11 protein-coding genes are annotated in these 15209 nt (G+C 44.9%); 7 read left to right on the forward strand and 4 right to left on the reverse strand.

What is annotated here, in order from left to right:
- The first annotated feature begins 9 nt into the window (after positions 1–9).
- The 3 genes from KYS23_RS13375 to KYS23_RS13385 are packed head-to-tail and all read left to right on the forward strand — an operon-like array spanning position 10 to position 2412.
- Positions 10–483: an acyl-CoA thioesterase gene (locus tag KYS23_RS13375; RefSeq protein ID WP_159534180.1), complete on the forward strand. Its 474-nt coding sequence runs from the start codon at positions 10–12 to the stop codon at positions 481–483.
- Positions 473–1513 carry a D-2-hydroxyacid dehydrogenase gene (locus KYS23_RS13380; RefSeq protein ID WP_218419062.1) on the forward strand — a complete coding sequence of 347 codons (1041 nt, stop codon included), beginning with the start codon at positions 473–475 and terminating at the stop codon, positions 1511–1513. The genes KYS23_RS13375 and KYS23_RS13380 overlap by 11 nt, the downstream gene beginning before the upstream one ends.
- Positions 1510–2412 carry a DMT family transporter gene (locus KYS23_RS13385; protein WP_159534176.1) on the forward strand — a complete coding sequence of 301 codons (903 nt, stop codon included), beginning with the start codon at positions 1510–1512 and terminating at the stop codon, positions 2410–2412. The genes KYS23_RS13380 and KYS23_RS13385 overlap by 4 nt, the downstream gene beginning before the upstream one ends.
- 3 nt (positions 2413–2415) lie before the next feature.
- On the opposite strand, the gene KYS23_RS13390 is transcribed toward KYS23_RS13385, so the two are convergent.
- On the reverse strand, positions 2416–2691 hold the full coding sequence (locus KYS23_RS13390) for a hypothetical protein (RefSeq protein WP_159534174.1): 276 nt from the start codon (positions 2689–2691) through the stop codon (positions 2416–2418).
- A gap of 249 nt (positions 2692–2940) precedes the next feature.
- Between KYS23_RS13390 and KYS23_RS13395 the strand changes: the two genes are divergently transcribed.
- Together KYS23_RS13395 and KYS23_RS13400 are read left to right on the forward strand one after the other, a co-directional pair.
- Entirely contained in the window at positions 2941–3438 is a 498-nt protein-coding gene (locus KYS23_RS13395; RefSeq protein WP_129740708.1) for an RNA polymerase sigma factor, read from the forward strand.
- A complete protein-coding gene (locus KYS23_RS13400; RefSeq protein WP_159534172.1) occupies positions 3431–4027 on the forward strand; it encodes a hypothetical protein in 597 nt (198 codons plus the stop codon). The genes KYS23_RS13395 and KYS23_RS13400 overlap by 8 nt, the downstream gene beginning before the upstream one ends.
- A 139-nt stretch (positions 4028–4166) precedes the next feature.
- On the opposite strand, the gene KYS23_RS13405 is transcribed toward KYS23_RS13400, so the two are convergent.
- Both KYS23_RS13405 and KYS23_RS13410 read right to left on the reverse strand, forming a co-directional pair.
- The gene (locus KYS23_RS13405) at positions 4167–8027 is read right to left on the reverse strand and encodes a translocation/assembly module TamB domain-containing protein (RefSeq protein WP_218419063.1); all 3861 of its coding nucleotides are present in this window, start codon (positions 8025–8027) and stop codon (positions 4167–4169) included.
- Positions 8024–9838 (reverse strand): autotransporter assembly complex protein TamA, encoded by a 1815-nt coding sequence (locus KYS23_RS13410; RefSeq protein WP_218397552.1) that lies wholly within the window; start codon positions 9836–9838, stop codon positions 8024–8026. Before KYS23_RS13410 ends, KYS23_RS13405 begins: the two co-directional genes overlap by 4 nt.
- A gap of 333 nt (positions 9839–10171) precedes the next feature.
- Here KYS23_RS13410 and KYS23_RS13415 point away from each other — a divergent pair, with 333 nt between their 5' ends.
- Positions 10172–12157: an alpha/beta hydrolase family protein gene (locus tag KYS23_RS13415; RefSeq protein ID WP_159534167.1), complete on the forward strand. Its 1986-nt coding sequence runs from the start codon at positions 10172–10174 to the stop codon at positions 12155–12157.
- A 195-nt stretch (positions 12158–12352) separates the two neighbouring features.
- The gene (locus KYS23_RS13420; protein WP_218419065.1) at positions 12353–13600 is read left to right on the forward strand and encodes a multidrug effflux MFS transporter; all 1248 of its coding nucleotides are present in this window, start codon (positions 12353–12355) and stop codon (positions 13598–13600) included.
- An 84-nt stretch (positions 13601–13684) separates the two neighbouring features.
- On the opposite strand, the gene ilvC is transcribed toward KYS23_RS13420, so the two are convergent.
- Entirely contained in the window at positions 13685–15163 is a 1479-nt protein-coding gene (gene ilvC / locus KYS23_RS13425; protein ID WP_013786748.1) for a ketol-acid reductoisomerase, read from the reverse strand.
- Between the last annotated feature and the right edge of the window lie 46 nt (positions 15164–15209).

The raw sequence follows: 15209 nt of genomic DNA on the forward strand, positions 1-15209 counted from the left end.
ACGCCACGCATGACAGACATTACTCCATCGCTCAACGATTACCCTTATCACCTTGAAATTGCCACTCGCTGGCAAGACAACGACGCCTACGGTCACATTAATAACGTGATGTATTACAGCTTTTTTGATACTGCTGTAAATCGCTTTTTAATTGATGAAGGTGGCCTTAATATTCAAGAAAGTAGCGCTGTTGCTTATGTCGTTAGCAGTCAATGCCAATACATTGCTCCCGCCGCCTACCCCGAAACAATTTACGTTGGGTTAAGGGTAATAAAGTTAGGACGAAGTTCGGTTACTTACGGTTTGTCGGTATATGCCGGTGACGCCAAACGCCGCGTGGCGCACGGTCAGTTTGTACATGTATTTGTCGACAGACTCTCTGACAAAGCAGTGCCTATACCCGTTAATATAAAAACCGCCCTTGAGTCTATTTGCGAGTCTATCGGCGAGGTAGTCAATCAAGGAAATGCCGGTGGCCAATAGTCAAGCCGCCCAAGCAGGCACTAAAAGCACGAAAAAACATACTCATAAAAAGCTAACAGGGGTTTTTCTTGATGCTGAAACGTTTAGTGCAGATTTACTGAATTCAGACACATTAGATACGTCATTGCTCAACAACGTAAATGTTGAGCTAACTTGCTATGACAACACCCTTCCGGAAGAGGTCGTTGCCAGAATAGCGAATGCCGATATCGTACTTACCAACAAGGTAGTATTAGATAGCGAGGCGCTGCAACACGCCAAGGTGCTAAAGTATGTGGGTGTATTGGCCACAGGTACTAACAACGTAGATACTAGTTACTGCCAAACGCACAATATTCCCGTGCAGAATGTGGAAGGTTATGGCACCGACAGTGTTGCCCAGCATACTTTAATGTTGCTCCTCAATTTAGCCACTGCGTTTCCTCAGTATCATAACGATGTAAACCAAGGTAAATGGGCAACATCGCCGCACTTTTGCTTAACCGAGCATCCCATTGTGGAGCTTGCTGGAAAGCACGCGGTTATAGTAGGTCATGGAGAGTTGGGAAAGCGAGTTGAAGCGCTATTTATCGCAATGGGTATGAAGGTGAGTATTGCAGCGCGGCCAGGCGGCGTTTCTTCAGAGGGGCGCATCGATAACAAGCGAGACACTCGACCTTCATTAGAATCATTATTACCTATCGCCGATGTGGTTAGCCTGCATTGCCCACTAACGGATGATAACTACCACCTTTTTAACGAAAGTCGATTGTCGTTGATGAAACCTACCAGTTTTCTTATTAATACCGCCAGAGGCGGGCTAATTGACGAAGCCGCGCTGGTGGATGCGCTTAAATGCGGAAAAATAGGCGGCGCGGCGGTTGATGTTATATCTCAAGAACCTCCCCCAGCCGATCATCCATTGTTAACGGGTACTATTCCCAATCTTATTGTTACCCCTCATACGGCGTGGATGGCGAATGAGTCTCGTCAGCGGCTGTTTAACATGGCTATAAACCATCTAATTCAGTTTATAGATGCTCAACCATGAGCAATGGCGTGCTCTTTGCTGTTTGTACACTCATTTGGGGATCTACATGGATTGCCATCACGTATCAGATAGGGCATACCGCTGAAACCTTGGCCGTTGCATGGCGCTATACGTTAGCTGCAGTGTGTTTAGGGCTGTTTTGTATAGTGCGCGGCTTGCCGTTTAAGCTACCGCTGCACATACACATTAAAATGGCTGGAGTAGGCTTCTTTCTATATTGCCTCAACTATACCCTGCTATATATGGCGCAGGCGCATATTATCAGCGCGTTACTCGCTCTTATGAGTTCCAGCATTATTTACTTTAATGTGGTACTTCGGCGGTGGTGGTTAAAGCAGCCTATTCGTTTAGAAGTGGTGGTGGGCGCTACGTTTGGGCTTGCGGGTATTATTTGCTTGTTCGTGCCTGAGTTTTCAAAAGTATCGATGGACGCTGCGTTAGTGGCGGGCCTTTCCATTGCATTTGTTTCTTTTTTCAGTGCATCAATTGGTAACGTTATTTCAGAGCGGATCCTCACCTCGGGCACACCGGTTATTCAAATGAATTTTTACGCCATGAGCTATGCCATGATGATGCTCTATGTTACCGCGTGGTTCACAAACGACACCTTGGTCATTCCTACTGCCCCTGAGTTCTATATTTCGTTGCTTTATTTGGCTATTTTCGGTTCGGTGTTGGCGTTTGGCTCGTACATGAAGCTACTAAAGCAAATAGGCGCAGACAAAGCGGCTTATGTGGTACTGGTTTATCCCATTGTGGCACTTGTTATCTCCACTTTTTTTGAAGGTTATAGGTGGAGCTGGCTGTCTGTACTTGGCGTAGTAGTGGTGCTGGTGGGCAACGCCATAGCGATGGGTAAAGTACCCATGTTTATGCGTCGACCACCCCTAAGTAGTTAAGCCTTACTTAAGTGCATTTATTTTTTGATTAAGCTCGAATGCGGGCTCTGTGACTATCGCCTCTAAGGTTTCTACCCGTTCAATTAAAGCCTCAATTTGCTTATCTTTTTTCTCAATAAGCTGTTGTTGCTGTGTCGCTTTACTAGCAATGAAAGGATTGCTACAGGTGCCGTTCATCCAGTCGTTGAGGCGCCATTGAAACTTGGCATCTAAGTAACTTGCGCCAAGGGCGATAGTGGCAATAAAACCAATAAGTAAAAAAATGCTTAGCGTAGACATAGTGTGCTCCAAGGTAAAAGTGTTGTAACCGATGAAGGTGCTTTCACCACCCTCTTCATCATTACTAGTCTTTGGCTTTCAAAAAAAATTACAGATAGATGTAATTTTTTTCGCTAGCCCCAGACTACACAAAATAAGCACGAATGATTTCTGTCAAAACATGCATGTTAGAAAAGTAAATGAGTGGCTTTTACCGTAATAGTTGGCAATGCAGCGCAGTTAATAATAAGAAATACTGAGGACGAGAGATTGGGGCAAGGATTTGAAGATGTGTTTGCGCAGTACGGCAGTTTATTAAGCCGTGTCGCAAACAGTTACGAGGCTAACCATGCGCTACAGCAAGAGTTGCTACAAGAAATAGCCATAGCTGTGTGGCAGGGGCTTACTCGTTTCAAAGGCGATAGCAGTGTAAAAACCTATATTCTAAAAATAGCCCATAACCGCGCCGTTACTCACGTGGCCAATCAGGTGAAGCGCATCGACACCGACGAGTACAATGATGACGTTGTTATTGAGCAAGCGTCGCAAATTTCCCCTGAAACCGCCACCAGCCAGCAACAATCGCTATCGCGATTACTCGTTAAAGTACGCGCTCTCGCGGTACAGCCACGCCAAGTACTTACCCTTTCTTTAGAAGGCTTATCTTACGATGAGATTGCAGATATATGCGGCCTCACTAAATCGCATGTAGGGGTTATTTTAAAGCGTGCTAAAGCAAGTGTATTGGAAGGAAACTCTGATGAATGATAACAACAAAAGCGCTGATAATAGCCGTGACAATGACCTTAGCGCGCTATGGCAAGCCCAACCCGTGTCGAATGTAGATGTGGAAGAGGTGAAAAAAACGTTTAAAAGCCAAATAAGAAAGCAGCGACTTTATTTTTTAATGGATTGTTTGTCATTGGTGCCAGGCATTTGGATTTTTATACATTACTGGGAAGAGCTTCCGGTTGCAGCTCGCGTCTTGTATTTTGGTCTTATGTCTCTCGTTATCCCTTTGCTTGGCTATCAGCTTTGGCTTAGAAGAGTGGCTGCGTTTGGCAGTAATGCGCAAACTAGCAATCATGTACAACAATTGAAAAAGCAGTTTAAAAACAATGCACGTATTGCCTTTATTAATAAACACTCTGCCTGGGTAGCCGTATTTATTGTTATTGCGTTTAATACCATTTTTACTTTGGCTAAGGCAGCTGAAGAAAGGGAGTATGGGGTAGTACTGCTGGTAACGGCAATCACCGCTGGCATCATGGCGGTGTGGTATGTTTGGGCCCATCGAAGACAGAAGCAATTTGAAAAAAAGCTAAAGGCATTAGAGGATATGAGTGACGGTGGCTAGCTATTCGTGAAAGCCTATCGAATGGATGTCAACCAACAAAGACCATTAAAAACGATAGCCATATTCTTATTCAGTTGAAGAGTGGCGAATTCTATTGACGAGTAATACGGAGCCTGCCGACCTCGTCAATATTAGTTATCTAATTTTTGCTGTTCGCGGCTTTTGGGGTAGCAGCTTCACCGTTACTGGTATCGCTGCTTTCATCCTTGCTAACAACATCATCGTCATCGTCTTTCTCTTCACCTAAGAAGAATTCATAATATAAATCTAAAGCGAATTCAGACTGATCTTCAATGGTGGTTTGTACCGCTTCTAAAAACAAACGAGGCAGCAAGCGGTATCGCAATGCTAAATCGGGTGGTTCTTGCCGACGGCGGAGGGTGCTGCTTGAGTCATTGTTGCTTAACCCCACATCCACGTTGTATTCAGCCGTTAACCTGTCGTTAATCTGGCCAGTTACAGATAGTTTGTTCTCGTTAGTGCTTAAGCTGAAATCATCAATACCTAATGCTTTGCCAACTTGGCCAGTTAAGGTTTTGGTATTTGAAAGCCCAAAACCCACTAGCAATGCAGCGTAGTTAGGATCTTCGCTTTCAGCGTCTGGCCCCGACCCTGTAAGCAGGTACGAGAGTACGTTTTGCTGATCCATGGCAGGTTCAGAGAACAAATTAATACTAGGAGAATCGGCTGCCCCGTCTATCCTAATGCCGGCAATCACATCATCGTCAGTTTTATCTGGGTCGCGAATGGCTTCAATCAGCAGCATAGGCTGATCGATAGGACCATTAAACTGTACTTCACCCGTTTGAATAACAAGTTGCTGACCATAGGCGTTATAACGGCCGTTGAGTATTTGTAAATCACCAAATCCCACCAAGGCGGGTTGGTTATTCACTTTTACACCACCGTGTAAGCTTGCCGTTAAACCAAATGCTTCCAGCTTCACTTCACCGGTTTTAGCTTTATCAATATTGACCATCACAGACGCATGCACAATATCAAGGGGCTCTTCTTTGGGGGGTTCGCCGCGAAGGTGAACATCTTTAGACGGTGACACCGCGCTTTCAGGTAGCGACTCAACTTCTATTCGCGCCCACGGTATATTTACACTGCCTGTTACATCAACCTTGTCAGCGGTAGCCGCTACTTTCAAATCTGGCGATACCCGTAAACGCATATTGGGCTGGCGCACCTCAAATTTGTCACCTTTCAAATTAATATTCGCGCTTGGTACATCAGACCAATTGAGATCGCCGTTTAGCGCCCCTTTTCCACCGCCCAGCAAAAACGTGCCGTCGAAGTTGGCTTGTTGTCCGTTTAACGTAATTGATTGAGTCCAGTTTTCTAATGACACTGGCGTGTCCTGAATATCAATGGCGCCGTTTTCTATTTGTAATTCACCCGTGAGGTCTGGTGAGTCGATAAACCCAGCCAATGTGATAGTGCCATTCATCACACCTGTGAGGGTGCGAATAGCTGGAGATAAAGGCTTCAGTGGCGCTACATCAATGTTAACCAGTTCTAGGTTACCGCTAATGGGTTTGCGCGTTTCAAAGGGAGACGTATTTACATTAAGGGTGGCATTACCTAAATCTTCACTGTTAATAAGCGACTGGGACTTAAGCTCTCCTTGCCTGAACGTTCCTGTTGTTTCCACAGAGTTAACCGTTATTGCTAGTGGCCTTTCTTTTCCTAACTGCCAGGTGGCAGGTGATAAAGACGCCGTAAAAGTCGCATCGATAGGATCGGCTTGAGAATATTGCCCTTGGGTTTTCATCGATAAGGTTGCCGGTGCGGCTGCCGCTATCATATCTGGCGCAAGCTCGTATGCCCATAACCCCACAGGTAATGCCTTGGCCCATACATTCCACTTCGCTTTATTCTCTTGGTAGTTCAAGCTGGTGATACAAAGCTCACCATCTTCCCTAGAGTGCCAGCAGTGTTCGCCCACGCTTGCGCTAAAGGGGGCGCTGCCTATATTTAGCGCAAAAGGAGAAGATAACGCCCATTGCATGTTTGCGAGCTTTAGTTTGCTCTGTTCTACCTGTCCTGCCCATGTGTTGTCTTGCCATTTTCCTGCAACGCTTAGGGCAACACTATGTTCCGGTATGGTTACATCAAGGTCGGCCTTATGGTCTGTGTATGAGCCGTCGATGACAAGCTTGCCGTTGATTTCGCCTTGTTGGGCTACTGCGTTTGAAAGCGCTGGCGACACCGTAATATTTGAAAAATTAAGTGCGCCGATCGCAATAGGGTTAGTCCACGGACCGGTGGCTTTTATGTTGCCAGAAATCGCTCCAGCTATTTCAGGGTAAAGGTCGGCAATGGCCGCTACATTAAGGCCAATATCGGCGTTGATATAGCGTTTGTTTAGCAGTTGACCTATAACATCAATTTTATTGTCGGCTTGCTCTACGGTAAGTGAGGCAACAAGCAAGTCGCTGGGGCCGGAATAAACGAAAGCGCCCGCTACTGAAAAGGGCTTGTTTTGCAAAATGCCTTTAAGATCTAATTCCCGAATACTGACGTGGGGGCCTTTTTCTGTGTACTGCATCACACTGGTAAAACCGCCCTCTAATTGCGCTGGCGCGTACTTGGAAAACTGAACACCAGAGACATTGGTAAAAGTGGTGTTTCCTTCCCAAGAGATAGCCTCATCTAAATACAAGGTGCCGGTATTACTAATACTGCCTTCCAATGCTTCAATTTTGGCCTCGTTCACAAAAATATTATGTTCTTTTAGCACCACATTTAGCGCCACAGGCACCTTGCCGATATCAGGCAAGGTAGCTGCAGCGCCGCCATCTAAGAGGTAGTCGCCCATGGTGCCATTAAGGGTTAGCGCGCCATCGTGTAAGGTGCCGGATTTCATGGTTGGTAAGGGTTGTTTTTTCCACGTTGCGCTAAATGAAATGGGCAGGTTGTCGCTAAGTACATCGGCTGACAAATTCACTTTTGCATTCATCGCCCCTTCAGTTTTAAGGTCAGCTTCAAGTGCTGCTAACGACCCTGATGCTTGAAAGTCTACTTGCTGCTGGTTGTCGCTTATAAGGCCGCTACCGTTCAGTGAAACTGACAACGGATAGGCACCATCTAGGGTAATGGCTATGTCACCACTAAGTGTTCCTTGAGGGTGTTCCACATTCAAATTGGCGAGGGACACACTGGCATTCGCGAATTCAAAATCCTCAAAAGCGAATACCGATAAGGTTTGGGCTGAATCGCCTTGGTTTAATGTGCCATTGGTCAATGAAAACTCACCGATTTTTATTGGAATAGGCGATGAAACCGTCGGCAGTTCTGGAGCGGTGTACGATAGCGAATAGGACTTTGGCAGTGATTTGTTAGTGGCACTATTGTCAGTACGACTTTCAGGTGCATTGTTAGAGTTACTAGCATAAGTCTCAGAGGCAGCATCACTATTGTTAGCGTTACTTGAACTGGCTGTCGCTTGAGAGGAAACTTCATCTTGATGAAGGGTAACGGCTAAATTTTCAAGCGATAACGATGAAATCGCCAGCGTATCGTTACCCAAGAAATCATCTAAGCTTAATTTTCCTAATTCAACCGTCTCCCCCGGCATTTTTAGCGTAAAGCGCTCAACCTTGGCTAGGCTTACCTCAATAGGTAAAGGCAGCGTAAAACTTCCTGTTTCTTCGGTTGATTCTGCTTTCGGTGAAGTGCTTAATTGCTCAACAATAATATCGTTGGCATTCATTTCGTTCACGCAGACTCTAGGTTCAAAAATACAGCGCCACGTGACATCAAGGTACACATAGTCAGCGTGCACCCGCCACTGTGCATTTTCCCACTTTACATGTGAAATGGTGATGTTGTCAGCAAGGCCGCCCTCAATGCTCTTAATACTTAGCCCATTCACTAGGTTATTGGCAATAACGCGAATGGTCGGCCCACCTAATGGACTAATTAATAAACCATAAACAAACACTACGATAATTACAGGCGTTAATAGAATGGTTGAAATCGTTCGCTTTCTCATAACTCAGGCCCCAACATCAGGTGCAGTTGCCATGTCTTTTCATCTGGCGCAAAGCCTCGGGCTACGTATACCCGAACTGGACCTATGGGAGACAGCCAGTGAAACCCCGTCCCCACGCTGTAAGTTAATGTAGTATCTAAATCATTGGTTGCTGTGCCCGCATCAGTAAAGGCCGCAATACGCCAATTTTGTGCAATGCGATAGGCATATTCCACGCTAGCCGTGGCCAAGTATTTTCCGCCAATAGCATCGGTTACGATGTCACCGGTTTCAGGGTCGATAACCTCATCGGTAGGAGATATTTCTCGATAATCGAAGCCTCGAACACTTTGGTCGCCACCAGCATAAAACCGCAGTGATGTAGGTATTTGCGAAAAATCATTGGTTTTTATTGCGCCGAGCTCGCCCCGAATAGACACCCGATGCACATCAAAAAATGTACGAATGACCATGCCTTCCATTACAGATTTCACAATATTGATGTCAGAGCCAAGATTATCTCGCCCTACTTGGGTTAAAAACTGAAAATAATTGCCGTTGTTAATATTAAGGTCGTTATCTTTGGTAACGTAGGTAATAGAGTAGCCTGGCAGTATGAGTGACGTTGTGTTGTTGTCAGTGTCACCTTGATCATAGGTTTCTCGTAAATAGGTGATAGATCCATCGTGTTGCCATGGCGAATGATTTTCTTGAAAGTAACGGTGGGCAGCAAGCGATAAGGTTTCACTTTCAAACGAAGTGTTACTATATTCAATGAACTGATAACCCGCTTCAAAGCTAACGTAATCTTTGGTGATATTCTGCATAGGAATGCGATAGTCAGCCGTAACCGATTGCTCGGGTTGAGAGATAAAAATATCGGAGGAAATAGAATGACCGCGATCATTTAACCAAGGGCGCTCCCAGCCTAATGTAACACGTGGACCTGTGTCGGTAGCAGCACCGATAGAGACATCAAAAGCATCACGAGGACGATGTGCTAACGAAACTTCAATAGGGACATTCAGTCCCTCAGCGTCACTCACTACAGGCCGTGCAATAACACGGTTGAAATACCCTGATTGATTTAATGAACGGTTGAAGTCAGACAATTTTGCTGAGGAATAAGGCTCGCCTTCTTCAAACGGAGTTAGTCGTTTGATAATCGCTTTCGCTTTGTCTTCCCCAATGAATTTTAATTTACCAAAGTTATAACGAGAGCCGCTTTGGGCAATGAGGAGAATGTTAGCTTCTTTTTCTTCTCTGACTAAATCTAACCGCGTGGCCTGCCAATAAAAATCGAAGTAACCATGAGATAAGGCATAATTGAACATCGATGACTTAAACGACTCGTAAGCGGGCTGATTAAGTACATCTCCTTCTTTAAGTGAAAACGCATTAAAACGGCTTCTAAAGTCGCTATCTTCTCGGCCTACACCAATAATTTCTCGAGTGACTTTTGATACAAGAAGAGGGTCGCTAAGTGAAACGGTTACAACGACCTCATCGTTCTTGGTGACTTCTACCGTTGCATTGCTATTGTAATAGCCAAAGGGCTGCACAGCGGTGGCTACTGTAGCGATAACCTCGTCCTGCCAGAATGGATCGTTCAGTAGTTCAGTTTCTACATCTAAATTATTCAAGTGCAAGCGAATATTATCTTTAAGCTTGTCTTGCTTTACCCCATTGATTTTATAGGTAACCGCTTGAGCTGAGGCGATAAAAATTACCAATAGGCACAGCGATAAAAACCGAAGAGCATACCCTTGGTAGCGCCAGGCTTTAATACCCGTTAGCAGCGTTTTTAAAGAAGATATAAAGCACAGTGGCATTGAAAAATGCGATTCCTTGTAGCAAAAAAAGAGACGGCGCGGTTTCAGCCTTTACGAAAAAGGGGGCGCTAATATGATACGAGATAAGCAACATAGCATCGACGATGCTGATAATACCATACCCCTTTGTATACTGTGTATTTAGTAAAAAAGCACAACTAAAGTACAGGTTAATGTTAAGCACTTTTTAGTGTAGTGTTTTGTCTGAATGTAACCAATTATTACAATTGAACTTTCTTTTTAAATTATAAAATGTTGTATAGTGGTAGAAACTTCGAGCTAATCACAGGATGAATAGTTCAATACGGGTTATTAATAAGCAAAGGAAAATGTATGCGCTGTCGTTTGTTCTCGTGTATTCACTCAGTTACCTCTTTAGTGGTTCTATTTTCATTCAGCTTAATAAGCTTTTCCTCGCTTAGTGACGAAAATACGGCCAAGCCAGTAGAAAGTGTTTCAGCTCCCCTGCCTTACACCGTATTTAGTGCTTTACCGGCTTATCGAAGGCCTGCATTGTCGCCTAAAGGTGATAAAATTGCGTTTGTGAAGAACGTTAACGAACCTGATGAATTATCGGTTTTAGCCACTGTCGACCTGTCTACCGGCAAGTTTCATTACCTTATTCATTCTGATAATGAAAAAGTTAAGATCAATTGGTACCGGTGGGTTAACGATGAGCGAATAGTTATTAGTGCTCGTTATGAAAGTCGTCGCGGTAATACGCGGGTTTATGATACTCGTCTACTCGCTATGAACTTCGATGCGCAAGGCGAAAAACCTAAACACCTTTTAGATTGGCGAAGACTGAAACGAAGAGCGGCAGACCCTAATCGTGTCCCCCAATTTCAAGACAATGTGATTGATTGGCTACCTGATGATCCGGAACACATCTTAATGGCCATCGATGTAGAAGTGTTCGCTCTTCCCTCTGTATATAAAGTTAATGTTTATACTGGCAGCACCTCTAGGTTGGAGCGTGGGAAGCGCAGTATCAGAGACTGGATAGTTGATAGACAGCATAATGTTCGTGTGGGTACCACGTTAGATTATGACAGCGGTGAGCGCCACGTTTTGCTTAAAGAAGATGATAGTTGGCGCACCCTGTTCAGTTACAATGCCATGAGTGAAAAAGGTGAAATGCCTCTCGGGTTCGGTCTCGACCCCAACATTCTTTACTATCGCGGCTACAAGGGTGACTACAAAGCCTTATTTACGCTAAACCTTGAGACCAATGAGCATACAGAAATTTTCTCTGATGAAGGCTACGACGTTGATGGCAGTTTAATCTACTCCCCTGTTACCAACGATGCTATTGGTATTCGTCACTATGGTAGACATTACTGGGACGAGCGCTATGTTGCCCTGCAAAACGGCTTAGACGAAGCGCTGGTCGACTATTCCAATACACTCGTTAGCTTTAGCCGTGATGAGAAAAAATATATTGTTTATTCTGAGTCAGACACTATGCCAGGCGCCTATTTCATAGGTGATCGAGATAAAGGGTCACTAGATTTCTTGTTTCAGCAGTACTCTAAAATTGAAGAAGGCATGCTGACCGAGCATAACCTGATTACTTACACTGCCCGTGACGATATGGAAATTGAAGCTTACTTAACCTTGCCTAAAGGTGAAGGGCCGTTCCCTACGATTATTCATCCACACGGTGGGCCAGGTGCGCGAGATTTTAGTGGTTTCGATTACTGGACATCGTACTTTACTAACAAGGGGTACGCGGTACTTCGCCCTAACTTTAGAGGATCGGAAGGTTATGGGTTTGACTTTGCACAAAGCCAGATGAAAAGCTGGGGGTTGTCGATGCAAGATGACATTACAGATGCAGCAAACTGGATGGTTGAGCAAGGCTATGCCACTAAAGACAATATGTGTATTGTTGGCGCGAGCTATGGTGGCTATGCAGCGCTAATGGCGGCGGTGAAAACGCCTGAATTGTTTCAATGTGCAGTCAGCTTTGCTGGTGTTAGTTCGCTAAAGCATATCGTTATTCACGCCAGACGCTTTGTAAATTCAGATTTGGTGAAAGAACAAATTGGTGACGACTTTGACGACTTGGAATCGCGGTCACCTTATTACAACGCAGAAGGGATAAAAACGCCTATTTTACTGGTACATGGCGAAGAAGATCGCATCGTTAGACCATTGCAAAGCCGTTACATGGCTGACGAACTAGAAGATTTAGATAAAACATTTAAATATGTCGAGCTAGAATCGGGCGACCATTACTTGTCTATACAGGGTAATCGTCATCGCTTCTTTGCTGAAATGGATGCATTCTTAGATAAGTATTTGAAAACAGAATAAACCTTTTTTCACACTGTACGCTTAAAAAAGCCAGAGCCGCCAAGTTCCACGACCAAATCGTGTGAAACTGGCGGCTTTTTGTTCATCTTTACGTTACAATTCTGCCGATTAGCGTGCAATTATGATGCACTAACGTGGCAATCATCACACTGAGCAACACAACTTATACCCCCTTCTTCGTTAAATAGAGAAATTATGTCCCATTCAAGCGAGACCGCGCCTAATGCTGGCCAGCCTCAAGGAAAGCCCCCTTTAGGGTTAATTGAATTTGTAGCACTGATGGCTACCATGACATCGCTGGTGGCGTTAAGCATTGACGCTATGCTGCCTGCACTACTGCAAATAGGCGAAACGTTAAACGTAGACGAGCCGCACCATACTCATCTTATTGTGACTGTTTTCTTTATAGGAATGGCCTTTGGGCAGATGTTCTTCGGTCCATTTGCAGATAGTCGTGGTAGAAGGCTTACCATTTTGATCGGGCTGTTTATTTTTGCGATTGGCACTTTTGTGTGCATGTCGGCCACTAATTTAGAGACCATGCTGGTGGGCCGTGTGATACAAGCCTTTGGTGTTTCAGGGCCGCGTATTGCCGCTATGGCGATTATTCGCGATTTGTACGTGGGCGACGCTATGGCGCGGGTGATGTCATTTATTATGATGGTGTTTATCCTCGTGCCTATGATAGCGCCCATGGTGGGCCAAGCAGTAATGGCCTTTTTGGGGTGGTTTCATATATTCACCCTATTTTTGATTGTGGCAACATTAGCGGGTACATGGTTTTTCAGCCGGCAAGGCGAGACTTTGCCACGGCATAAACGCAGGCCGTTTTCGTTTAAGCAGTTTTACTTGTCATCAAAATTTATCCTTACTCATGCAACGGTAATGGGTTACACCTTCGCGATGGCGGGTATTTTTGGTTCGTTTTTGGCATATTTAAGTGCCTCACAAACCATTTTTCAGGTGTATTACGGTGTAGGCGATATGTTTCCTTACATATTCGCAGTACTGGCATTCTCGATTGGTTTAGCATCTTATTTCAACGGCACCATGGTAATGAAATTCGGCATGCGCCGCTTGTGTCGTTTTGCGCTTAAAGGCGTTAACGGGTTTGCCGTTGTCTATCTTGCGTTGCTGCTCGCTTATGATGGGTTGCCACCGCTCGTGCTTACCGTTGTTACCATGTTCGTCGGTTTCTTTTTTGTGGGTATTTTATTCGGTAACTTAAACGCACTTGCTATGCAGCCATTAGGCGATATGGCAGGGCTTGGTGCTGCTATAATCGGTTCTCTCTCAAGCCTGTTTTCTGTGCCCATTGCGCTGTTCGTAGATAGCTTTTTAGACGGTAATCTATACCCCATAGGCATTGGCTTTTTTGTCTTCTTCGTATTGGCTTATTTTGCGGTGAGATATGCAGAGCGGGTTCGCGAATGCGGGGAATAGGTAAAAAAAAGCAGGCATAAAAAAGCCCGACCAAATTGGTCGGGCAAGAGGGCTTATATAAAGCACCTAACGACAGAAACTGTCCTAACCGATGATGGCTTTCATGTCAGTCATGTAGCCACGCAGGGTCTTACCTACTTGCTCAACACCGTGAGTGCGAATAGCTTCGTTAATATCAACAAGGCGCTTGTTTTCAACCTGATTAGAGGTTTCTGACAATCCCTTACCAATAACTGAAGTATCGATAGTAGGCATAAATTTCTCACGCAAAATTGGAATTGCTGCATTCGCAAACAAGTAGTTTCCATATTCTGCTGTGTCTGAAATTACCACGTTCATTTCATACAAACGCTTACGCGCAATGGTATTAGAGATAAGTGGTGTTTCATGCAGTGATTCGTAGTACGCAGACTCAGGTAAGATACCCGCTTCAACCATTACGTCGAAGGCTACTTCTACACCGCACTTGATCATGGCAACTAAAAGGATGCCGTGGTCAAAGAATTCTTGCTCGCTGATTTCACCTTCGTAGACAGGTGCGTTTTCAAAACCAGTTTCACCGGTTTCTTCGCGCCATCTAAGTAGGTTAGCATCGCCGTTTGCCCAATCTTCCATCATAGTGCGAGAGAACTCACCGCTAATGATGTCGTCTTGATGCTTTTCAAATAGTGGGCGAAGCAAGTCAGTAAGTTGCTCTGACAAATCGTACGCTTTCACTTTTGCTGGGTTTGATAGGCGGTCCATCATGTTGGTTACGCCACCAATTTTAAGTGCTTCAGTGACAGCTTCTAGGCCGAACTGAATAAGTGCACCAGCATACGCTGCGTCAATACCGTCAGCGGTCATTTTCTCAAAGGCAAGTACTGCAGCAACTTGTTGCATACCACATAGAATGGTTTGCTCACCCATAAGGTCAGATTTAACTTCAGCTACGAACGAAGACTCAAGTACACCTGCACGATCGCCACCTGTTGCACTTGCTAACGCTTTAGCAGTATCCCAACCCTTGTTTTCAGGGTCGTTCTCAGGGTGAACGGCAATCAGAGTTGGTACACCGAAACCACGTTTATATTCTTCACGTACTTCTGTACCTGGGCACTTAGGTGCACACATAACCACCGTAATATCGCTACGGATTTGTTGGCCTTCTTCAACAATGTTGAAGCCGTGTGAGTATCCAAGTGTTGCGCCTTTTTGCATTAACGGCATTACCGCTTCTACAACGCTTGCATGCTGCTTATCAGGTGTTAGGTTGTACACCAAGTCAGCACTAGGAATTAGTTCCTGATAAGTGCCAACAGTGAAACCATTGCTAGTAGCACGTTTGTAAGAGTCACGTTGCTCTTCAATAGCTGCTTGACGCAGCGCATAAGAAACATCTAACCCAGAGTCACGCATGTTCAAGCCTTGGTTAAGACCTTGAGCACCGCAGCCTACAATGACAATCTTCTTGCCTTTTAAGAACTGACAACCGTCAGCGAATTCTTCGCGTGCCATGAAGCGGCAGCGGCCAAGCTGATCTAGCTGCTGGCGTAGCGATAGGGTATTGAAATAATTAGCCATAAAAATTCCGAACAACATTCATTTTCGTCATTATCAACAACCAACC

It is taken from the genome of Alteromonas lipotrueae, assembly GCF_019249255.1.
Taxonomy (GTDB): domain Bacteria; phylum Pseudomonadota; class Gammaproteobacteria; order Enterobacterales; family Alteromonadaceae; genus Alteromonas; species Alteromonas lipotrueae.

Coding starts and splice junctions, on each gene's coding strand:
- KYS23_RS13375 (WP_159534180.1), top strand. CDS start 10: ATGACAGACATTACTCCATCGCTCAACGATTACCCTTATCACCTTGAA.
- KYS23_RS13385 (WP_159534176.1), top strand. CDS start 1,510: ATGAGCAATGGCGTGCTCTTTGCTGTTTGTACACTCATTTGGGGATCT.
- KYS23_RS13390 (WP_159534174.1), bottom strand. CDS start 2,691: ATGTCTACGCTAAGCATTTTTTTACTTATTGGTTTTATTGCCACTATC.
- KYS23_RS13400 (WP_159534172.1), top strand. CDS start 3,431: ATGAATGATAACAACAAAAGCGCTGATAATAGCCGTGACAATGACCTT.
- KYS23_RS13405 (WP_218419063.1), bottom strand. CDS start 8,027: ATGAGAAAGCGAACGATTTCAACCATTCTATTAACGCCTGTAATTATC.
- KYS23_RS13410 (WP_218397552.1), bottom strand. CDS start 9,838: ATGCCACTGTGCTTTATATCTTCTTTAAAAACGCTGCTAACGGGTATT.
- KYS23_RS13415 (WP_159534167.1), top strand. CDS start 10,172: ATGCGCTGTCGTTTGTTCTCGTGTATTCACTCAGTTACCTCTTTAGTG.
- KYS23_RS13420 (WP_218419065.1), top strand. CDS start 12,353: ATGTCCCATTCAAGCGAGACCGCGCCTAATGCTGGCCAGCCTCAAGGA.
- ilvC (WP_013786748.1), bottom strand. CDS start 15,163: ATGGCTAATTATTTCAATACCCTATCGCTACGCCAGCAGCTAGATCAG.